Raw genomic sequence first — 22,797 nt, 5'->3', positions numbered from 1 at the left:
TAAGTAATGGTTCAACTCTTTCTGAACTGTTACATTATTAGAATTATTATAGCCCAGATAAGGACGGTACGTCAAACTCAGAAGATGCTTATATCGGATGGAAATCCGATGCTTGTTTCTGTTTACTTCGCAATCGGTAACCGGCGCTTCCTGACCGGCTTCTGCGGACAAGAATATGAGCTGTCTGAACGATTACAAATACCAAAAGAACATGAGGAGGAATTTATTATGCAGCATGAAAAATTCAATTATAAGAGCCTGGAAGAGATTCAGGCAAAAGCGGCTGAATTAGGAGTGCATCTGCCGTTTGCGGCGGATACGTCCGTTTTAAAGGAAACGCTGGCATTTGGCAATGTGACCTTACATAACCGTATGGGCATCGCTCCCATGGAAGGGGCGGACGGACTTCCGGACGGTTCTCCATCAGAGCTGACCCTGCGCCGGTATGTGCGGGAAGCCATCGGGGGGAGCGGGATGATCTGGTTTGAAGCCATTTCCATCGTGCCGGAAGGACGTTCCAGCGCCCATCAATTGATGCTGACAAAGGAAAATCTGGAGAACTATAAGCATTTTACCGCTGCTATCAAAGAGGCCGGAATTAAGGCCAACGGCTTCGCTCCCTATCTGGTGATGCAGGCCAACCACAGTGGCCGTTACTCCAACCCGGATGGGAAACCGGCGCCGTTGATCGCCTACCGCCATCCCCAGTATGAACAGCTGAGAAAAGCGGATGACAGCTGTATTGTTTCCGACGATTATTTGAAATCTCTGGAAGAGAAATTCGGTGAAGCGTCATTGCTTGCCAAAGAGGCCGGTTTTGACGCGGTGGACATCAAATCATGCCATGGTTATCTCCTGGCGGAACTGACATCCGCTTATAACCGTCCCGGAGAGTACGGCGGCAGCTTTGAAAACCGTACCAGGCTTTTGAGAAATGGCATCGAAGCGGCAAAAGCATATGAAGATAACAGCTTTATGGTGACTGCTAGAATCGGCATTTTTGATGGTTTTGCCTATCCTTATGGATTCGGCGTGAAAGAAGGCGGCGGAGCCGTTCCGGATTTAGAAGAGCCGGTTCGTTTGATTCGTTCCCTGTATGAAGATTACCACATGCCTATGGTCAACTTGACTATGGGAAATCCATATGTCAGCACTCATGTGACCAGGCCGTATGACCATGGCAAATATGTTCCGGACGAACACCCTCTGTTTGGAGTGGCCCGCATCATTAACGGCATCGGCCAGGTGAAAAAGGCGGTTCCTGAGATGGTGATTTCCGCTTCCGGCCCGTCTTATTTAAGACAATATTCGGATCTGTTCGCTGCGGGAGCCATTGAAGAAGGGCTGTGCGACCAGGTGCTGTTTGGAAGAATGTCATTTGCCGATCCGGAATTTCCAAAGCAGATTCTGGAAAGCGGAAGGATTGACCCGAAAAAGACCTGTGTGGCCTGCGGAAAATGCGGAGATTTGATCCGCGCGGGCAAGCCTACGGGATGTGTGGTCAGGGATACGGATATTTATTTGAAGTATTATAAGGAATTTATGGAAGAGAATAAATAAGATGAGATAAAACAGACACAAAAGCTGCAGATTTTTTCTGCGGCTTTTTCTGTGCAGGGAAAGAACCTGCTGATATATTGTATGGGTTTGTTTTAAATGCTGAGAAATTGTGGTACAATTATTCATAATAGGATTTGTATTGCAATGATAGGAGGTGAGACTAATGACTGTAGAGGAGATTTATGCCGGCGAATCCGATAATGTGGAATTTAAAGAGGAGATACCAGCCAAAAGCGAAAGGTATATAAAAACTGTCGTGGCCTTTGCTAATGGTAAAGGAGGAAAATTGATCTTTGGCGTGGAGAACAATACTTGGAAGGTTACTGGCTTCACAAAAGAAGAAGTTTTTCAGAAGATGGATGCCATAACCAACGCCGTCTTTGACTGTTGTGAGCCGAAAATTATTCCAAGTATCGGCATACTGGAGATAGAAGGCAAATCAATTATAGAGGTGGAGATTTTACCCGGTATGCAGCGGCCTTACTACATCAAGAGTCAAGGTCTTCTGGATGGGACATATATTCGGGTAAGCGGGACCACCCGCCATGCAGAGCGTTATCAGGTGCAAGAACTGATTTTGGAGGGACAGAACCGGTATTATGACTGTGAACCTGCGGAAGGTCTTAGTGTTACGGAGGAAGATATTGCAAGACTATGTGTGGATATGAAGGCAATAGCAGTTCGTAATTGTTCCTACCAATGCTTATGCTCTGTTGACAGGTCAGGCGCAGATACAGCCAGTTATACAGTGTGGCATTTTCAAAGGTATAGACCGGGCTTATTTCGTAGATCGTCGTGAATTTGAAGGCGCCATTCAAGATCAGATGGAAGCTGCCTTTCAGTATGTTTTGGAAAAAATCAATCGTGGTATGAAAATCAAAGGCCTATATCGACAGGATATGTATGAGCTGCCACTGGATAGTGTGCGGGAACTGATCGCTAATTCTGTTGCGCACCGCAGTTACTTGGAACCAGGAAATATCCAAATTGCCTTGTTCGATGACCGTCTGGAAGTTACTTCTCCCGGAATGTTGTTGAATGGCGTTTCCATAGCTAAAATGAAGGAAGGTTATTCAAAAATTCGGAATCGTGCCATTGCCAATGCGTTCTCATATATGAAAATTATTGAGAAATGGGGCAGCGGTATTCCTCGTATTATACGAGAGTGCAATGAATATGGTCTCCCGGAACCGGAGCTCCTTGATTTTGATGGGGATTTTCGGGTGAATATGTTCCGAAAAATATCGGAGAGTATTAATCCGGCGGAATCCGGCAATCCGGCGGAATCCGGCGATCCGGCGGAATCCGGCAATCCGGTACAACCCGGAATTTACGAAATACCAGATAAGGAAATGATTGTAATCAGATTTGTTAAAAGCAATGGTAGTTGTACGACTTCACAAGTGGCTGAGCTGCTGACAATGAAAGACAGACGGGCAAGAGAGATTTTAGGAAGTCTCGTAAAAAAGAAAATCTTAAAGAAGAGCGGAAAAGCAAGAAATACTGTATATCTAGCGGATGAACAGTTTCCAAAATTGGAGCGATAGTATGATAGGACTGCTTAGTGCTTCTTTATAAAAAAGAACGCCTCCAGGTTATATACCTGAAAGCGTTCTTTTTAGATACTTTATTATAGTCCTTTTTTAGGTCTGCTGCCGTTTTGCAGTAAATGAAAGATGCCATTCCTAATATGGTTATAATGCTGATACCAGGGAATTATAATATAAAAAACACTGTGAGGTTTCTCTGACAAAAGCCGCGGCCATATAGTTTTACGAAAAACAGGACTAGGATCCGATTGTTCTCGACGTTAACCTGCCGGACGGAAATAGTTTTGATTTTTGCCGGGATGCTTGCCCACATTGGTGAAAACGTGACTTTGACCTATGAAATCAAGGGCATGGATTTTGATTCCAGGGAGGTTTATGTGAAGTCATTTGCCGATCTGACCTCATTGTTCGTTACGATTGGAGGGGCATTGTCTGCGGTGATCGGTTTTATTGGAATTGCTAACTTTGTAAACTCTGTCCTGACCAGCATAATCACCCGGAAAAGGGAGTTCGCTGTGCTTCAGAGCATCGGCATGACGGGAAAACAACTGAAGACCATGCTGTTATATGAAGGTCTGTATTATGCGTTGGGAACCATGATTGCATCGGCAGTTTTCGGCACACTGTTTTCCTTGACTGCTGTATGCGGGATGACAAGGGGGATATGGTTTTTCACCTACCGGTTTATTTTGTGGCCGATGCTCATGGTTTACCCGTTTTTAATTGTGCTGACGACAGTCATTCCGGCGGTTATCTGCAGCCGGATAATGAAAGCCGGTATTATTGAGCGTCTGCGTTAAATCTGAATAGACAGTTTCTTAGGCCGGGGGCATATTGCCTCCGGTTTTTTCTTATTCTACAGGAAAGCCGGTTCCATGAGATAAAAAGCATTTGACTTTTCGGTGCGGCCCTCCTGATTTCCTATCATATCTGAAAGGCTTCCGTAACAGAAACCATTCTCATTTTCAAGTGACAAAAAATATCCCAGGTGACAAAAATTAACCGCCCCACAAAAATAAAACCTCATCCCCAGTTATGGACATCCGTAAAAATTACCCGGCAGAAATTGACACTGAGAAAAAATACTGTCAATTTACAAGCGTTTTCTGAACTGTTAAGGTAATTACAGACGAATTGAGAAAAAACAACGTAAAACAAGGGATTTGGGAGCGGAATATGAAAAAGGTTAAAGTTTTGCTTGTTGGAATTGGCGGTTATGGAGCCAATTACATAAAGGAATTAACAGAAAAAAATGTCACATCGGCAGTGATTGAAGGGATCTGCGAAGTGATGCCGGATGTGGAAAACATTTATCCGGTAATTAAAGAAGAGAACATACCTGTATATAAAGCACCGGAGGAATTTTACAAAGAACATCAGGCGGATCTGGCGATTATATCGACACCGATCCATCTTCATTATAATCAGATCATAACCTGCATGAAACATGGTTCCCATGTGCTGACGGAAAAACCGGTCTGTACAACAGTGAAAGGGGCCGAAGAACTGATCGCCCTTGAAAAGGAGACAGGGCGTTTTATCGCAGTGGGATATCAGCTCAATTATTCGAAAGATGTGCTGGCTATGAAACGGGATATCCTGGACGGAAAGTATGGAAAGCCCATTTATATGAAAGCTCTCCACGCCATGAGCCGGGGGGAAAACTACTATAACAGAAACAACTGGGCAGGAAAGATCGAAGTGCATGGATGCGCGGTCAATGACAGCCCGTTTAACAATGCCTGTGCCCACCAGTTCCAGAATATGACATTCCTTTTAGGAAAAGAAATGGACAGGGCGGCAGAGATATCATCCGTGGAAGCGGAACTCTACCGGGCCAACAGCCAGGTGGAAAATTTTGACACTGCGGCGGTCTGTGCCAGGACTGTGGATCAGGTTCCGGTCTGCTATTATACGACCCATGATTTAGAGGACAAAAAGCTGGGGCCTGTCTGTGAATATAAATTTGAAAAAGCTGTCATTTATTATGGAAAAGACTACGGCGGCGGCCCTGTGATGGATTATGTGGCGGAAATGAATGACGGAAGCACATTTTCTTATGGAACTGTGGCAAAAGGCGAACGCCTTCAGAAATTATATGACACCCTGGACTGTGTGCAAAACGGAGGACATCCCGTATGCACCGTTCAATGCGGAATTCCCCATTTGGAAGTAGTCAATGAACTGGCTAAGATGCCGGTGCGCCAGATCGGGGAGGATCATTTGGAACATGTAGAGGTTGATGGAGACCGGTTCTGCCGGATCCGGAACCTGAAAAAAATATTTTTAACATGTTATGAAAATCAGGAAATGCCATCTAAGGTGGGGGCTGACTGGTAAAAAAGAAAAGGAGAGAGAACATTATGAGGAAAAGGTTTACAACGGCAAAACGTGTGACAGCAATGGCTATGGCAGCTTCTATGGCGGCATTGTCATTAGCGGGCTGCGGATCATCCAAAGAGGAACCGGCAGCATCGGCGTCTGCGACCACGGCAGCGGAGACGACAAAAGCAGAGGCAGGCAAAGAGAACGCAGGCGGGGAAAGTTCTGCGGAAGCGGCCAATAACGACAAGCCATATGAAGGGGTTAAACTGACCTGGTGGACAAAATTAAATGCCAATGTGTCAGCAACCTATCCGAACCTGGGAGATACTCCATGGGCCCAGTATATTATGGAAAAAACAGGAATTGAGCTGGAATTCATCCATCCTACTGTTGGATCGGAAAAAGAGGAATTTTCTATCATGGTTGCCAGCGGGGAATACCCGGATATCATTGAGCATACATGGGTAGCTTACGCAGGCGGCCCGGGGGCAGCGATTAACGATGGTGTGATCATCAATCTGAATGATACAATGGCAAATTATGCGCCGAACTTCACAAAGCTGATGGCAGAGCATCCGGATGTGGACAAAATGGTCAGAACATCCGATGGCAGCTACTACTGCTTCCCATTTTTAAGAGGTTTGGAGCAGCCCAACTATACCCAGTTCAGTTCCGGTATGGTTATCAGAAAAGACGTGCTGGATGAATTGGGACTGGAAATGCCGGAAACCATTGATGAATGGGATACGGTATTGAGAGCTTTCAAAGATTACGGATTCGAAGTGCCGTTTACCACCAGAAAAGAATGGATGAAGCCGGTATGGTGTCCTGGATTTGATAACTGGGGTGAGTTCTACGTAGAAGACGGCGTGGTAAAGAACGGTTTGACCCAAGACAGCAGAAAAGATTTCCTGACCAAGATGAACGAGTGGTATAAAGACGGCCTGATTGACCGTGACTGGCTGGTTGCTGATAAAGCCTCTAACCAGACCTATTTTACAACAGGAAAGAGCGCGGTTGTTTATGCTCCGTTTGGACAGGGACTTGGACAGTATACACAGATTATGAACGAAGCAGACCCGGAGATCACACAGGATGATATCCGCTGTACCGTGCCGTTAACCGCAGTGAAAGGCCAGAACTCCAAGTTCTCCAAGATGAACCAGATTTATGATAAGTCCGGTGTTTCCGCAGCTATTTCCACCCAGTGTAAAAATGTGGAAGCGGCAGCATGGCTGCTCGACTGGATGTACAGTGAAGAAGGAAACTTATGCTGTAACTTCGGTATCGAAGGACTTACATTTGAAATGAAAGACGGACAGCCGGTTTATACAGACGTAATCATGAAGAATGCAGACGGCTTATCAGTGGCAAACGCCCTGGCAGCATATACGAGAGCATCCACATCCGGCGTATGCGTACAGGACCCACGTTATATCGAACAGTACTATGAGCAGGATAACCAAAAAGAAGCTTTGGAACTGAGCATGAAGACCGATATGGGCGAATATTTCTATCCTCCTACAAGTGTGGCGGATGAAGACAGCGAACAGTATGCGGAAATCATGAACAATGTGACCACATTATCAGATGAGATGGAAGCCCAGTTTATCTCAGGAACCGTTTCATTAGACGAATGGGATAATTACATCCAGCAGTTAAAGGATTTCGGTATTGACGAAGCTACCGCAATGATGCAGAAAGCATACGATCTGTATATGGGAAATTAGTAAACTAAGTTGAGAATGCTGCATCCGGGAGCACATAAGTCAGACACTCCCGGATACAGCATTTTAAATATCAAAATATCGCAAGAACAGAGGGAAGAGGAAAAAAGATGGAAAGAATGACAGAACTGTTAAACCGGCTGGATTACAGCGTTCCGGGGCTGGAGGAAGCAGGAAAGCTGTATGAACAGCAGAATTATGATGGATGTATGGATGCGGTGGTTCAGCATTTCCGCACCAGGACGGCGCCTGTTTACCTGTTTACGAGAGAAGATATGGAAGGGTTCCGGGATGACCAGATCCTTTCAGAGGCCCAGGAAGTCATGGATCATAAGATTTACGGTCATCAGTTTCCAGGGGAAATCGAATGGTCTTTCAATCCTACGACTGATACGTCCAGGGATAATGAATGGAGCTGGTCGCTGTTCCGTCATATTTACTGGCAGCCATTGGCCCGGGCCTATGTTTTGACAGGAGATGAAACGTATACGAAGGAATTTCTCCATCAGATGAAGGAATTTGCAGAGTATTGGCCTGCAAAGCCGTTTATGGAGGATGACACATTTGAAACCAAATTTAAATACCCGGGCCATGCATGGCGTACCATTGAAACGGCCATGAGAATTTATACCTCCTGGCTGCCCTGTATGGAGGCGTTCCGCAGGTCTTTAGCATGGGGACGGGACGAATGGGTATTGTTCTTGACTGAGGTCTGCGATCATGCCGATTTCCTGATGGATCATTACAGCAATCACAACCGTTCCAGCAACTGGCTGACCATGGAATCGGGAACTTTGCTCCAGTGCGGAATCATGTTCCCGGAGATCAAGTCCCAATGGAAATCAACCGGTTACAGAAGAGTGATGCATGAGGTGAAATATTCCTTTGATAATGACGGAATCCACATGGAAAGGACGCCGATTTACCACATGGTGGCGGCGGGGATTTACCTGCAGTGCTGGCGTCTGTGTGAGGCCAACGGCATACCAGTTGCGCCCTACGCCCTTCCCACGCTGGAAAAATCCGCAGAATTCCTGTTAAGCCTTGTGAAACCGGATTTCTCAACTCCGATGATCGGGGACGCGGACCGGAATGACCTGCTGGACAGAAGATGTGACACATCCCTTTATGAAGGCATGAACCTGACCTTTGATCCGGTGGATTTAAACGAAATGAGGGCTTATTTCCGCACTATGTATGAAATTACCGGAAGAGAGGATTTCCTCTACCTGGCAACCGGAAGAAAAGAGGGAAAAGAGCCGGCTCAGAGAAATTACGCATATAAAGAGGCCGGAATTTATGTGATGAGAACCGGCTGGAATGAAGATGACAGTTATTTCCATATTCACGGGGTTCAGTTGGAACGGGGCGAGAGAAGCACCCATTCCCACAACGATACCGGACATTTGGAATTGCATATAAAAGGCGAGGATATTTTGACGGACAGCGGGCGGTTTATCTATAACAGCTCCTGCTGGAAGGATTTAAGGCATTATTTCTTATCCGCCAAAGCCCACAATACCCTGTATGTGGATGACCACGAGATGGGAACCGTACCGGGAGTGAGCCGGACGAGGGGCGTCAGAATGTACTGCCACGGATTTGAAGAAAATGAAATCTATCAGATGATCGATGTCTCCCACAACGGATACGTTTACCGGGATGATTCGATTTACCACAGAAGAAGGGTTCTGCACCTGGCGGGAGATGTGTATGTAATCGACGACCAGGTGACCGGGCTGGGATTGAGCGAACACGATATAAGGCTGTATTTTAACTTCGCATTCGGGCATCTGGAGCAGCAGGAGGATGGCGTTTTCAACTATACTTCGCAGAAAGGACGTCATTATCAGTTGGTTTCCAAAGCGACCAAAGAAGTGGAATACGAGATTCTGGAAGGAAGCGACGACCCGATCGGCGGCTGGCTGTCCTACGGATATGCGTGGAAGAAGCCCACGCCTCAATTGGCTGTTAAGACAAATGGCCCGGTGCCTGTCCGTTTCCTCACCATCATAAAGCCGGAGGGGACAAATGTTACGGCACAGGCCGGCTTGGATGAAAGCCGGGTGACGCTTGAGGACGGAACTGCTGTGGTGATAGGGCAGGAAGATGTAAATGTAACAAAATAGAAGCAAAATTTGTGCCGGAGCCTCAAATTTGAACCGCGGCTGAGAATCTGAAATTCTCAGCGCGTGCAAACGCTCCGGCAAGGAGGATTAACATGAGATATGGAATTTGTACCGGCCTTGAGAATCTGGAACTGCTGGACCGGCTTGGATATGACTACATAGAAGTGTCAGTGACAGCGGCGATGAAGCTGGAGCCGGAAACGCTTGCCCGTTACCAAAAAAAGCTTGAAACTTCCAGAATTAAATGTGAAGCGTTTAATATCCTGTTTCCGAAAACCATGGAACTGATTGACGGAAATACGGGGGAAGAAGAGTTAAAAGAGTATCTTCATAAAGCCATGGCCCTGATCCAAAGCCTGGGCGGAACCACTGTGGTATTCGGCAGCGGAAAATGCAGACGATGCCCGGAACATCTGTCTTACGGGGACGCCTATCAAAAGCTGGTTCAGGTCTACCGCATCACAGGTGAAATCGCCGCCATGTACGGCGTTTATGTGGTGATTGAACCGTTGAGCAGAACGGAGACAAACATGATCTGCACCATGGCTGAGGGGGCGATCCTGGCATCCGATGTGAACCATCCCAATGTGGACCTGCTTTCTGATTATTTCCATGTGGCGGCCAATCATGACCGCATTCAGGATATAGAAACCATTAAGAATTTCGGCCATATCCATATCGCTTCTGGAAATGGGCGGAGGTATCCGGTTTCTGAAGAAGGAGAGGACTACGGGGCATTTATGAAATCGTTAAAGGCCATAGGATATGACGGAAGAATCAGCATTGAAGGCAAGACCGATGATATGGAGACGGACGGCGCCAGGGCTTTGGCGCTTTTAAAGGAACTGGAGGAACGGACCTATGAATAAGGTGAGACTTGGAATTATTGGATATGGAAGTATCGGCAGCCAGCACGGGCGCAGCATTAAGGCGGGAAAGACGCCTGCTGTGGAATTAACTGCGGTAGCTGATGTGAATCCGGAACGGCTGAAACTGGCCCAGGATACATTTGGCGGAGGATTACAGGTTTTTGGCAGCAGCGATGAGCTGATCCGCTCGGGAAGCTGTGACGCGGTCTTGATCGCGGTGCCCCATTACTATCATCCTTCCATCGCCATTGACGCCATGAAGGCGGGACTGCATGTGCTTGTGGAGAAACCTGCCGGTGTGTATACTAAACAGGTAGAACGTATGAACGAAGAGGCAGAACGCCACCCGGAACTGGTTTACTGCATGGATTTCAACCAGAGGACGAACCCCCTTTACCAGAAAGTGAAGGATATGCTGGACAGCGGGGAACTGGGAGAGATGAAACGGGTTATCTGGATTATTACGGACTGGTACCGCTCTCAGAGCTATTATGACCAGGGCGGCTGGCGGGCTACCTGGGACGGGGAAGGCGGCGGAGTGCTTCTGAACCAGAACCCCCATAACCTGGATTTATGGCAGTGGATGTGCGGTATGCCGAAACGGGTTAAGTCCAATGTTTATTATGGAAAACATAGAAATATAGACGTGGAAGACGATGTGACAGCATTGGTGGAATATGAAAACGGCGCGACCGGCTGCTACATAACAACGGTCGGGGATGCGCCGGGAACAAACAGACTGGAGATTGACGGGGAGAAGGGCAAGCTGGTGGTTGAGGACGGCAAGCTTAAATTTTACCGCCTGAGGGTTCCGGAACCGGAATTCAACGCTGCATACCGCGGCGGTCTGGGAAAACCGGAAGTTTGGGAATGCGAAATTCCGGTAAAAGGAACCTATACCTCTCATCCTGGAATAATCAATAATTTCTGCGACGCTATTTTAAAAGGTGCAAAACCCATTGCACCGGGAAAAGAAGGAATAAAGGGGCTTCAGATATCCAACGCGATCCATCTTTCCTCCTGGCTGGGGGGAGAATGGGTGGATCTGCCGGTGGATGGAGAACTGTTCCTTGAAAAACTCCAGGAGCGCTGCAAAGAACCGGTTATTTCCTGACAAAATCTCCACCTGCCCGCTGACTTAGAGGAGACATGAGAATGATGGAAAAGAAGAGAAGAAAACTGTATAAGATGTTTACGAAATGGGGCCTGTCCTATGCGGTCATATCGACGGTGGCGATCATTGTCATATCTTTCTGCGCCATGAAGTATTCCGAGGCGTTAAAAGCCGATCTGGAATATACCAACGCGGTGCAGCTTGAGATGACCCAGCTTCAAATGGACCGCAATGTCCGTAGACTGCGGACATTTTGCAGTAAGGCCAATTTCAATAAAACGGTGGGCAGGCTCAGGCAGCCGGGTTCGGCGGGGACGGTAAACAGCTACGAGAAGTACGGCCTTGTCCGGGAACTGGCCAATGAGATGATTCTGGACGGAGGCACCCATGACTGCTATCTCTATTTTCCGGATACGGATCTCTTAGTGTCCGGCAATTACTATAACGACAGCCGTGAGTTTTTTGAAATTTCTTTTGACTCCTATGGATTCAGCTATGAAGACTGGTATGAAGTGATCTGCAAGACCTATAAAGCAGCGCAGATTTTTTCTCTTGAAACGAGACAGGGCGGCACGCTGACCGTATTAATCAAGCCGCTGGACAGCAGCAACCGCCAGGCTCCGCCTGTCAATGCCATCATGGTGATGGATGGCAATGAAATACTGAAAGCTTCAAAATGGCTGAACCAGGACCGGGACAACATGTGCATTATCGACCGGGTTAACCAGCAGGTCGTATCGGTATCTCCTATGGATGAGGAACTGAAACAGCGGCTGCTGGCGCATTCTTTGGAAAATCAGGAGCGGGTATTCCAGAACCGGTTTGAAATCGGGTCTTCTGTGGTTTCCTATATCCCTTCTGAATATGAGAATTGGGATTACGCGGTGATCACCCAGGAACAGGCTTTTGTAACGCAGATATCCGAACTGCGGAATCTGGTGGTTATGCTGATTCTGGTCTATTTAATCATCAGCGCGGTTGTGATCAGTTACGCGGCGATCCGTCATTACTGGCCCCTCAAAAATGTGGTGGATATTCTGGAACAGCAGGGGGAGGACCCGGAGCTGCAGATGAGCACAGACGCTTATGAATATATCAGCCGTTCCGTTCACAAGCTGGTGGATAAAAACAGGGAGAACAGCAATGTGATCAGCCGCCAGAGGAACGCCATCAGCAAAGAGCTGTTCCACCGGCTCCTTACGGAGAGCAAGGCGTCGGCCATGATTGACGAAGAACTGCTGAAACAGTACGGAATCCATGTGGGCGGCCAGGCATGCTGTATTCTGGTTTACAGAATGGAAGAGAAGGCGGAACTTCTGCCGGAGGATACGGCGCTGGATACCCAGGAAATGTCCTGGTTCATTTTGCAGAATGTGACCGAGGAAAATCTGAATCAAGAAGATTTGGAGTGGGTGTGCTTCCGGGAAGGACATAATGAACAGGTATTTCTGATCTGGTCGGGAGATGAGGACCAGGAAATGCAGGAAGCGGTGAAACGGGTATGGCAGGTATCCAGGGAATTTATACGGAATCATTTTAAATTGTCCTATTATATCGCATTGAGCGAACTGCATCATGGGCTGGAAGAATGTCACAAGGCGTACAGGGAAACGGCAACGGTTTTTGAATACCAGAAAAAAGAGGAGAGTAAGGATATCGTCGGCTATGGAGAGATCAACCTGCTCCCCGGGGATACGCTTTTGAAATACCCCATCGATGTGGAAAACCGTCTGGTTCACAGCGTCAGCAGCGGAGAAGCGAAGGCGGCATGCGCAGAAATAGGGCAGCTTTTAGAGGAAAACCAGGTGAACTGCCTGGCTCCGGAGGCGATGCAGTTTCTGGTCAGCAATATCGCATCCAGCATTATCCGGGCGGCCGGCAAGGTATCCGACGACATTGTCCTTTCGGTATCCCAAAAGACATTGATGGAGGCCTGCCGCCTGGGCAACGCGGAAAAAATGCAGGAGGAACTGGAGAATCTGGTAATCACTACCTGCCAAAAAATTACGGAAGTGAACAATCGGGAAAGAGAAAACCAAAAAGGAAGGATTTATCAGGGAATTAAAAACTATGTGGAAGAAAATTACTCTGATTCGGAATTGAGCATCAACTCTATGGCGGAAATGTTCAATGTCCAGCCGGCGTATCTGTCCAAGATATTTAAGGAAATAGAAGGAGAAAAACTGTCCCAGTACATTCATAAGGTCCGTCTGGCCCATGTAAAGGAACAGCTTTTAGAGGACGAGCGCTTAGAGGACATTGCCCTCAACTGTGGATTTGGCAGCCACCGGACCTTCCTCAGGATTTTTAAACAATATGAAGGCGTTACACCGACCCAGTTTAAAGAACTGGAGGAGAAAAAAGGAAAAGAGGAACAGGATTCATGAAGGAATTGCGGGCAGCCGTAATCGGCTGCGGTCTGATATCAAAGAATCATTTAAAAGCGCTGAACAATGTGGAACATGCCGTGTGCGCGGCGGTCTGCGACATCATCCGGGAAAAGGCAGAAGCGGCGGCAGAACAGTATGGAATCGCCGAAGTTTATACGGATTACCGGGAGATGCTTAAAAACCCGGACATCGATGTGGTACATATCTGCACCCCCCATCATCTGCACGCGCAGATGGCCGTGGACGCTTTGCTGGCCGGAAAACATGTGCTCTGCGAAAAGCCCATGGCTCTGACGGAAGAGGATGCGAAACGGATCATGGAAGCCAGGGATCAGTCTGGCCGGAATCTGGGCATCTGTTTCCAGAACCGCTATAATGAAGCGTCGGTTTATATGAAAGAACTGCTGGACAGCAAAGAATTAGGTGAAATAACCGGGGCCAGAGGCCAGGTGACCTGGAACCGGAAACCGGAATATTATACCCAGTCCGACTGGAGAGGGAAATGGGCGACGGAAGGCGGCGGAGTGTTAATCAACCAGGCAATCCATACCTTTGACCTGCTTCAGTGGCTGACCTGTCCGGTGAAAACGGTGGAGGCCAGCATTTCCACAAAGAGGCTGAAAGGGGTCATTGAAGTGGAGGATACGGTGGACATTCTGATGACCGGCGAAAATGGGCAGCGTCTGCTGTTCTACGCGTCCAACTGTTATGTGAAAAATGCTCCGGTGGAGCTGGAGATCATCTGCGAAAACGGCAGCATTAAGATGATCGGCAACGAGGTGATAACGGAGAAGAACGGTGAAATTACCAAGAAGGATTATTCTTCGGGAACCGTTTTAGGAAAAGATTATTGGGGAAGCGGACATGGATTTCTGATTGATGACTTTTACCAGTGCATTCAGACCGGAAAAGCCTTTCCTGTCGGCGGCGAAGAGGCGGTTGTCAGCGTCCGGCTGTTAGAGGCCGTATACCGTTCGGCGAAAGAAGGAACTGTAATCAGCATATAAAGTTAAAATCTTTAGGAAAAGGTGGTAGTATATGAAAAAAATGAAAGGCCAGAGCCAGGGAGTGGTCATCAACGGGAGAAAGCTTACATTTAAAGAGCGTGTAGTCCGGGATTTTCACCATAACTGGATGATATATTTGATGATGCTGCCCATCATCATCTATTATCTGATATTCAAATTCGGCCCCATGTTCGGCTTGTCCATCGCATTTATGGATTATAAACCGGCGAAAGGGTTTTTAGGCAGCAGCTGGGTGGGGCTGAAGCATTTTAAGAACTTCTTTGGCAACTATTATTTCGGACGTCTGCTGCGCAATACGATCCGAATCAGCGTATTTTCTCTTTTAACATTCCCGGCGCCAATTATTCTGGCCCTGCTGTTAAATGAGTTGAAATCAAAGAGGTTTGCCAAATGGGCGCAGACCATCACTTATATCCCGCATTTTATTTCAACGGTTGTTATCTGCGGTATTATCGTAAAACTGACCAGCAGTACCGGCGGCATTACCTCCATTTTACATACTCTGTTCGGCATTGAAAAAGAAACCCTGCTGAACCACAGTGAAAACTTCCTTCCTATCTATATCCTGTCGGATTTGTGGCAGACGGTGGGCTGGAACTCCATCATCTATCTGTCGGCCCTGGCTGGCATCGACCAGGAACTCTATGACGCGGCCAAGGTGGACGGCGCAGGCAGGTTTAAACAGGTGATCTATATCACCATCCCATGTCTGATGCCGACGATCATCATCATGCTGATTCTCAAGATGGGAAAAATATTCGACGTAGGTTATGAGAAGATCATGCTTTTGTACAACCCGGCGATCTATGATACGGCGGATGTTATCAACACGTATGTTTACAGAAAAGGTCTTATCGATGCCCAGTTCAGTTACAGTGCTGCGGTTGGGTTGTTCAACTGTGTGGTCAGCTTCGCATTGGTTACGATTACCAATAAACTGAGCAAAAAGGCCAGCGGCAACGGTTTGTGGTAAAGGGGGCAACATTCATGAAAGCAAAAGAAGCTGTAGTTAAGAAAACAAAAATGAAAGCCAGTTTTGGGAGCAAGCTGTTCGATGTGTGCAACGTGATATTTATGGCTTCCCTGATTGTCATAATCATGATTCCGTTGATTCACGTGGTCTGCGCATCCTTCAGCAGCCCGTCGTCTTATGTGCGCCACGAAGGCCTGCTGTTTTATCCGTTGGATTTCTGCATGGACGCTTATAAAGCGGTGGCTAAGAATAAGAATATTATTACCGGTTATATGAACACCATCTTCATCGTGGTGGTTGGAACCACATTGAATGTTTTGATTACCCTGATTGCGGCCTACTGCCTGTCCAGAAAAAATGTGATGTGGAGCGGCATCATGATGATGGGAATCGTATTCAGCATGTATTTCAGCGGCGGCATGATCCCATTTTACCTGGTTGTAAAGGGCGTTGGCCTGAACAACTCCATCTGGTCCCTGATCATCCCCACGGCAATCAGCACCTATAACCTGATCATCATGAGAACCGCTATGGTTTCTGTTCCCGACAGCCTGGAGGAATCGGCCAAGCTGGACGGCGCCAACCAGTGGACGATCCTGTGGAAGATCATGGTTCCGTTAGTTAAGCCTACCATCGCGGTTATCTGCCTGTATTATGCGGTAACCCATTGGAACTCCTGGTTTAACGCCATGCTGTTTATCCGCAACAAATCGGGATATCCGCTGCAGCTTGTACTGCGTGAAATCCTGCTTCAGAACGACACTTCCGCAATGACGGCAGGGGCGGATGATTATCTGATCAGTGAAACCATTCAGTTTGCAACGATTGTGGTGGCGACTCTGCCCATATTGACCATATATCCATTTATCCAGAAGTATTTTGTTAAGGGCGTAATGATCGGCGCTGTGAAAGGCTAAGGAGGGAAATGATGAGAGTAAGTTATGAAACCATGTACAATGAGTTTGTGAGGGTGTTAAAAAAACGGGGATTTACCCCGGAACAGTCCGCTCTGTCGGCCAAACTCTATGCGGACGCCAGCCGGGACGGGGTTTATACCCACGGGCTGAACCGTTTTCCTAAATTTATAAACAGCATAGACAAAGGATGTGTGGATATTCACGCGGTTCCTGTGCTGAAAGAATCCTTCGGATTTTTTGAACGGTATGACGGACAAAAGGGGCCGGGCAATTTAAATGCCTATGCCTGCATGAAACGGACCATCGAACTGGCAAAACAGCACACCATGGGATGCGTGGCATTGTCCAATACCAACCACTGGATGCGCCCGGGCAATTACGGCCTGATGGCGGTGGAAGAGAACTGCATCGGCATTTTGTGGACCAATACGGTGCCCAACATGCCGCCGTGGGGAGGCCGGGACGCCAGGCTTGGCAACAACCCGGTGGTGTTCGCCATCCCTCACGGGGATTCCCCTGTGCTGGTAGACGTGGCCATGTCCATGTTCTCCTATGGAAAGCTGGAAAGCTATGCCCGCTCCGGCAGGGAATTGCCTGTGGATGGCGGTTACAATAAGGAGCAGCAGATCACCAGGAACGCCGCAGAGATTCTGGAAACCCACCAGTGCGTCCCCATCGGCTATTGGAAAGGTTCCGGCCTGTCTTTAGCCCTGGATCTGATCGCCGCCACATTGGCCGGAGGAAGGACTTCCAGAATGGTTGGGGAACTTCCGGTGGAAACAGAGCTTTCCCAGATATTTATGGCCATCAGCCTGGATTCCTTCGGGGATAAAGAAACGCTGCTTAAAAATATCGACGATACGCTGGAGGATTTAAAGACCTCCGCTCCGGTAAATGAAGGACGTCCGGTTTACTATCCGGGTGAAAATATGATGAAAACCAGAAAGGAGAACATGGAGCTGGGAATTTCGGTGGATGAAGGAATCTGGCAGAGTGTTCTCGATATGTAGGATTGAAGATGCGTGGAAACCCTTTGGAATGGTGGAAACGCGTTGGAATGGAGGAGAACATGATAGTACCTGGAATGGTATCCGCCACATTTCGGAATAAGCCGGCGGCAGACATTCTCCGGCTTTGCAGGGAAGCGAAACTGGAAGCGGTGGAATGGTCGGAAAATGCCCATGTGATGCCGGACGACCCAAAAGGGGCCCAAGCTCTGTATGAGATGACGAAGGAGGCCGGTCTCCAAGTGGCCGCTTACGGTTCTTATTACCGTTTAGGGCAGCAGGAAGACCCGCAGGCCGTATTCCGCAAATCCCTGGTTTCTGCGGCGGCGCTGCGCGCTCCCATCATCCGCATATGGGCGGGAGCGGAACCTTCTTTGGAGGTGGACGCCGGGAAACGGTTGAAACTGGCTGAGGAAGCGGCCTGCATCTGCACGATGGCTGAGGAATACGGCATTAAAATCGCCATGGAATGGCATAAAAACACGCTGACCGACACCAATGAATCTGCGATGGAATTTCTGAAAGAGGCGGATCACAAAAATCTGTATTGTTTATGGCAGCCGACGGTGGCCCTTTCCATGAAAGAGCGGATGGAAGGTCTGGAGCTGCTGGGAGACCGGCTTTTGAACCTTCACATCTATTATTGGCTGAACGGGGTGCGGCGTCCGTTTTCTGAAGGGGCCGGGGAATGGAAACAGTACCTGGAACATGTGGATTTGAGCGCGGACCGTTACGGGCTGCTGGAATTTGTGATGGATAACACGGAAGAACAATTTTTACAGGATGCAGAAGCGCTGCATCAACTGCTTGGCAGATAGGAGAGAGGGGATAGAGATGGCTGATTTATATGTAAAATCATTTGATATGATAAACCCATTTGTTGTAGCGTCCAGTCCGGCTACACAGGGGGCAAAAAATGTGCTGAAAAGCGCGGCGATGAGGCCGGGCGCAATCGTTTTAAGGAATTTCGGACACGGAGCCGGAGGCGGAAGTTACATAGGGCCTGACAGCAAGGCCATGTTCTCGGGACAGATGAGCATTCACAGCCATGCGGTGGGCAGGCAGATTAAGGACAGCATCAATACGCTGGAAGAGTACTGCGAGGAAGTACATAAAATCAAGAAAGAAATGGACAGCGACATCAAATTGTGGGTGTCGGTGGGCCATTACAGCGATATTGTGGCAGGCGGAAACTGGGAAAAGGAATGGGCCAACCAGGCCAAGGAACTGAAACTGGCTGGTGCGGACGCCATTGAGCTCCACTTTAACACTCCCGGGGTTGCGGTGGCAAAGGACCGCATTTTCGACTATCACCAGCTTCTCCGCCACAGCATTGAGCTGATGAAAAAAACGGTGCCGGATGTGCCGATCATGGCAAAACTGGCAATTGAATCCTGTGATGTGCTGACTTCCATCAGGATTGCGGAAGCGGCAGGAGCGGCTGCGGCAGGCCCAACCGCCAGATGGAAAGGCTTTTATTTCGATCTGGACTGGAGAACCACCCAGGCCCGTCCGGGGGCAGGATACGGCGGAACTCAGGCCACGCCGCTGGTATGCTACGCCATTTCCGAGGCCAGAACCAATGGTATGAAGATTCCGATGTACGGCGGCGGCGGTGTGTTCAGCTATGACCAGGCGGCCAGAATTATCATGTCAGGAAGTGAAGCCGTACAGTTTGGCGCTCTGGCCTGCTCAGGCGGGACTAACGCATGTAAGAAGGTGATTTCTGACCTGAACCGTTTTATGGATGAAAATGGTTATAAAGATATGGACAGTCTCTGCGGGGACGCGTTAAAATTATTCCAGATGGATAAGGATCTGACTTCCGACCGCCAGAACCGGCTGGGAGACGCTTACCAGCAGGCACAGGTGTCTGACGCATGTATCGGCTGCGGCCGCTGTGTGGACGTGTGCTGGCATGAAGGCATAGAGATGAAGGGAAGAAGAGCGGTGAAAACCGATAAATGCATTGGCTGCGGCTACTGTTTCCAGGTATGCCCGACGGATGCCCTTCATGTGGAAAAAGAAAAAATCCTGGCTTCTGCATTTGAAGACAGAGGAATTAAGAGAGGGGTATAAACCTGTGGCAGTACAAAAAACAGCGATCGTAACAGGGGCCAGCCGGGGAATCGGGCTGGCCATTGCCCGTCAGTTGGGCTTGGACGGATATCAGGTGGTGGTGTTTGCCACAAGGCCGGAAGAAGACTGCACAGAACGGCTGAACGTGCTGGATGAACACGGAATTGACTGGTTCTATGTACAGGGAAGCTTAGACAACAGGGAAGACCGGAAGCGGCTGGTGGAGGAAACCGTGGCCCGTTATGGAAGGATTGATGTGCTGGTCAATAATGCGGGCGTGGCTCCGTCGGTGCGGGCGGATCTTTTGGAAATGACGGAGGAAAGCTTTGACCGGGTTATGGGAATCAACGCCAAAGGCACTTTATTCCTGACCCAGATGGTGGCTAACCAGATGCTGAAACAGGAAGTGATTGGAAAAAAACGGGGCACCATTGTCAATGTGGGTTCCTGTTCGGCAGAGGTTTCTTCTGTAAACCGCGGAGAATACTGTGTTTCTAAGGCGGCCCTGTCCATGATTACCGTATTGTTTGCGGACCGTCTGGCGGGAGATGGAATACTGGTTCATGAAGTGCGTCCGGGCGTGATTAAAACGGACATGACCAGCAAAGTACAGGAAAAATATGACGCGTTAATCCAGGCAGGGGCATTTCCGGTAAAACGCTGGGGGCTGCCTCAGGATGTGGCGGACGCGGTCAGCGCGTTTTGTTCGGATAAGTTTCTGTATACTACGGGAAATTATGTGGATATTGACGGGGGATTTCATATTAAGAGGCTGTAGACAGGCGGGAGCGAGAGGATTGCTTGGTGAGTGTGATGTGGGGGATGCAGTTGAAGATATACGTGGACTGCAGTAAGAGGGATACAAACAGTTGAAGTTGGACGATAAATGAGCCAGGCAGACGGATGAAGTTGTGTGCGGTGTGAGCCAGACAAGCAGTTAATGGCAGACGGGTGAAATCAGGCAGAGGCTTAGCCCGGCATAAGACGGTGGAGGCGGGCAGTATAGGAGACGTAAAATTGTCTGCTGGGAATGGAGTGGAAGGGCAGGGTTAAGGAAAAGATGAAGATAGACAGTATAAATCAAAATATGGGAAAAGAATGGGCAGACAAAAATGGGCTGCGCATTTTAGACATTCATACCATAGTGGTTGGATCAGGGGCAGCCGGCTTAAATTCAGCCGACTGCCTTTGGAAATTTGGGGTGCGGGACATGGCTCTTGTGACGGAGCGCATGAATTCCGGCACGTCCAGGAATACAGGGTCGGACAAACAGACGTATTACAAGCTGTCATTGTCGGGCAGCGGGACGGACAGTGTCCGGAAACTGGCCCAGGTACTCTATGGCGGAGGCTGTGTGGATGGGGATCACGCCCTCTGCGAGGCCGCGCTTTCCTGCCAGGGATTTTTTAAACTGGTGGAATTGGGGGTTCCGTTTCCCCATGACCGGTATGGGGAGTATGTGGGCTATAAGACGGACCATGATCCCAACGACAGGGGAACCAGCGCCGGGCCTTATACATCCCGCTATATGACGGAGGCTCTGGAGCGGAATGTGAGGGATAAGAAGATTCCCATTTACGACAATTTCCAGGTGATCCGGGTGTTGACGCATCAGAAAAAGCTTTATGGGATTCTTTGTCTGGATACCAGCGGAGGGGGATTCGTGCTGATCCGCTGCGTTAACGTGGTCTATGCCACCGGAGGGCCTGCCGGGATCTACTGGGACAGCGTTTATCCGGCCAGCCAGATGGGAGCATCGGGAATCGCATTTGAAGCAGGCGTGCCGGGGAAAAATCTGACCGAATGGCAGTACGGCCTGGCATCTAAAAAACCCAGATGGAATGTAAGCGGCAGCTACATGCAGGTGTTGCCCCGATTTGTTTCCACAGACCAGGAGGGCAAAGATGAGCGGGAATTTTTAATGGAATTTTATGACAACAGGGAAGAAATGATGAATATGGTCTTTTTGAAGGGGTATCAATGGCCTTTCGATGCCAGGAAGGCGGCGGAGGGCTCTTCTATGATCGATCTTCTGGTTTACCGGGAAACCTGTGTCCGCGGCCGCCGGGTATGGCTTGATTACCGCAGCAATCCGGGCGGGCTTTTGGTTGACTTTGACGCCCTTTCAGATGAGGCGGGGGGATATCTGAAGCGGTCCGGGGCCTGCCGGCAGACGCCCTATGAGAGGCTGTGCATTTTAAATGCACCGGCAGTGTCATTTTATAAAGAACATCAGGTGGATTTAGAGAAGGAAATGCTGGAGGTGGCAGTCTGCGCCCAGCACAATAACGGCGGTCTGGCCGTGGATTGCTGGTGGCAGACTGAAGTGGAAGGCTTTTTTGCCGTTGGAGAAGCGGCGGGCACCCATGGAATCTGCCGTCCGGGGGGCAGTGCGCTGAATTCCGGCCAGGTGGGATCAGCCCGGGCAGCGGAATATATCGCCGCCCACAGGGAGCAGCAGCGCCCGTGGACAAACGATGTGGAAGACATTTTAAAAGACCAGGTGAAAGACTGCATTTCCATGGGGGTACGGGCCTCTGCCTGCCGGGAAGTTCCGAATACAAATGGTTTGGAACATGCGCCGGGAGCGGACAGTTTTTCAAATCTATGGAAACATGCGGTGCAGGATATGAGCCGGTACGGGGCGATGATGCGCCAAACAGAGGGCATGGAAAAGATGTGCCTGGAAATCGGCCGGGAATTAAAGAAATTGGCCGGAGCGGAGGCAGAAAACGGAGCTCAAGAGGAAAAATGTGTTGATACTGCATTTTTATCCAGGTTTTACAGGTATTACGATATGAGAATCTGTCAGAAGGTGTATCTGGAAGCGATGCTGGATTATCAGAAGCACGGCGGGCGGAGCCGGGGTTCTGCTCTTTACCCGGAAACACCGGAGGGAAGGCAAGACCAGGTGGTTGTGCCGGAACTGGCGGCATTTACATTGGACGGGCCGGACGGGATGGCCCATGAGGATGAGATACAGGAGATAAGATTTGACCGGGAAAATAGGATTTGTAAGGCTGTCTGGAGGCCGGTCAGAAAGCTGGAACAGATCAGGGAGCCGGAGGTTTTCGAGGTGGTGTGGAAGAAATACCGGGAAAACGAATATATGGAAAGGGATTAAACAGA

Annotated in this window: 18 protein-coding genes; all 18 read left to right on the top strand. The window is 48.9% G+C overall.

Annotated elements, in window-relative coordinates; all coding sequences use genetic code 11:
• Window positions 1–228 precede the first annotated feature (228 nt).
• The gene (locus tag GPL15_RS14460; protein ID WP_215699389.1) at window positions 229–1,560 is read left to right on the top strand and encodes a flavin oxidoreductase/NADH oxidase; all 1,332 of its coding nucleotides are present in this window, start codon (window positions 229–231) and stop codon (window positions 1,558–1,560) included.
• Window positions 1,561–1,723: 163 nt separating this feature from the next.
• The gene (locus GPL15_RS27755) at window positions 1,724–2,359 is read left to right on the top strand and encodes an ATP-binding protein (protein ID WP_275950493.1); all 636 of its coding nucleotides are present in this window, start codon (window positions 1,724–1,726) and stop codon (window positions 2,357–2,359) included.
• 25 nt (window positions 2,360–2,384) lie between these two features.
• Window positions 2,385–3,107, top strand: a complete 723-nt coding sequence (locus tag GPL15_RS27750) for an ATP-binding protein (RefSeq protein WP_275950492.1) — start codon at window positions 2,385–2,387, stop codon at window positions 3,105–3,107.
• Window positions 3,108–3,394: 287 nt separating this feature from the next.
• Entirely contained in the window at window positions 3,395–3,910 is a 516-nt protein-coding gene (locus GPL15_RS14450; RefSeq protein ID WP_215699388.1) for an FtsX-like permease family protein, read from the top strand.
• 376 nt (window positions 3,911–4,286) lie between these two features.
• The gene (locus GPL15_RS14445) at window positions 4,287–5,450 is read left to right on the top strand and encodes a Gfo/Idh/MocA family oxidoreductase (RefSeq protein ID WP_215699387.1); all 1,164 of its coding nucleotides are present in this window, start codon (window positions 4,287–4,289) and stop codon (window positions 5,448–5,450) included.
• A gap of 23 nt (window positions 5,451–5,473) precedes the next feature.
• Window positions 5,474–7,165 (top strand): extracellular solute-binding protein, encoded by a 1,692-nt coding sequence (locus GPL15_RS14440; protein ID WP_215699386.1) that lies wholly within the window; start codon window positions 5,474–5,476, stop codon window positions 7,163–7,165.
• A 107-nt stretch (window positions 7,166–7,272) separates the two neighbouring features.
• On the top strand, window positions 7,273–9,291 hold the full coding sequence (locus tag GPL15_RS14435) for an alginate lyase family protein (protein ID WP_215699385.1): 2,019 nt from the start codon (window positions 7,273–7,275) through the stop codon (window positions 9,289–9,291).
• Between the two features lie 92 nt (window positions 9,292–9,383).
• The gene (locus tag GPL15_RS14430) at window positions 9,384–10,160 is read left to right on the top strand and encodes a sugar phosphate isomerase/epimerase family protein (protein WP_215699384.1); all 777 of its coding nucleotides are present in this window, start codon (window positions 9,384–9,386) and stop codon (window positions 10,158–10,160) included.
• Window positions 10,153–11,274 carry a Gfo/Idh/MocA family oxidoreductase gene (locus GPL15_RS14425; RefSeq protein ID WP_215699383.1) on the top strand — a complete coding sequence of 374 codons (1,122 nt, stop codon included), beginning with the start codon at window positions 10,153–10,155 and terminating at the stop codon, window positions 11,272–11,274. The genes GPL15_RS14430 and GPL15_RS14425 overlap by 8 nt, the downstream gene beginning before the upstream one ends.
• Window positions 11,275–11,315: 41 nt before the next feature.
• On the top strand, window positions 11,316–13,661 hold the full coding sequence (locus GPL15_RS14420; protein WP_215699382.1) for a helix-turn-helix domain-containing protein: 2,346 nt from the start codon (window positions 11,316–11,318) through the stop codon (window positions 13,659–13,661).
• Window positions 13,658–14,671: a Gfo/Idh/MocA family oxidoreductase gene (locus GPL15_RS14415; protein ID WP_215699381.1), complete on the top strand. Its 1,014-nt coding sequence runs from the start codon at window positions 13,658–13,660 to the stop codon at window positions 14,669–14,671. The genes GPL15_RS14420 and GPL15_RS14415 overlap by 4 nt, the downstream gene beginning before the upstream one ends.
• 31 nt (window positions 14,672–14,702) lie before the next feature.
• Window positions 14,703–15,665: an ABC transporter permease subunit gene (locus tag GPL15_RS14410; RefSeq protein WP_215699380.1), complete on the top strand. Its 963-nt coding sequence runs from the start codon at window positions 14,703–14,705 to the stop codon at window positions 15,663–15,665.
• Window positions 15,666–15,679: 14 nt separating this feature from the next.
• Window positions 15,680–16,582, top strand: coding sequence for a carbohydrate ABC transporter permease (locus GPL15_RS14405; protein ID WP_215699379.1), 903 nt, complete (start codon window positions 15,680–15,682; stop codon window positions 16,580–16,582).
• A gap of 11 nt (window positions 16,583–16,593) precedes the next feature.
• Window positions 16,594–17,592: a 3-dehydro-L-gulonate 2-dehydrogenase gene (yiaK, locus tag GPL15_RS14400; protein ID WP_215699378.1), complete on the top strand. Its 999-nt coding sequence runs from the start codon at window positions 16,594–16,596 to the stop codon at window positions 17,590–17,592.
• A gap of 59 nt (window positions 17,593–17,651) precedes the next feature.
• Window positions 17,652–18,407 (top strand): TIM barrel protein, encoded by a 756-nt coding sequence (locus tag GPL15_RS14395; protein ID WP_215699377.1) that lies wholly within the window; start codon window positions 17,652–17,654, stop codon window positions 18,405–18,407.
• Between the two features lie 16 nt (window positions 18,408–18,423).
• Window positions 18,424–19,668, top strand: a complete 1,245-nt coding sequence (locus GPL15_RS14390) for a 4Fe-4S binding protein (RefSeq protein ID WP_215699376.1) — start codon at window positions 18,424–18,426, stop codon at window positions 19,666–19,668.
• Window positions 19,669–19,672: 4 nt separating this feature from the next.
• Entirely contained in the window at window positions 19,673–20,446 is a 774-nt protein-coding gene (locus GPL15_RS14385; RefSeq protein ID WP_346344981.1) for a 3-ketoacyl-ACP reductase, read from the top strand.
• 282 nt (window positions 20,447–20,728) lie between these two features.
• Window positions 20,729–22,792: an FAD-binding protein gene (locus tag GPL15_RS14380; protein ID WP_252198423.1), complete on the top strand. Its 2,064-nt coding sequence runs from the start codon at window positions 20,729–20,731 to the stop codon at window positions 22,790–22,792.
• Window positions 22,793–22,797 lie beyond the last annotated feature (5 nt).

Origin of the sequence: Clostridium sp. MCC353 (assembly GCF_018785315.1) — a bacterium.
GTDB lineage: Bacteria > Bacillota > Clostridia > Lachnospirales > Lachnospiraceae > CHH4-2.
Note: the sequence above shows the minus strand (reverse complement) of the source record. Positions and strands in the feature narration are given on the sequence as shown.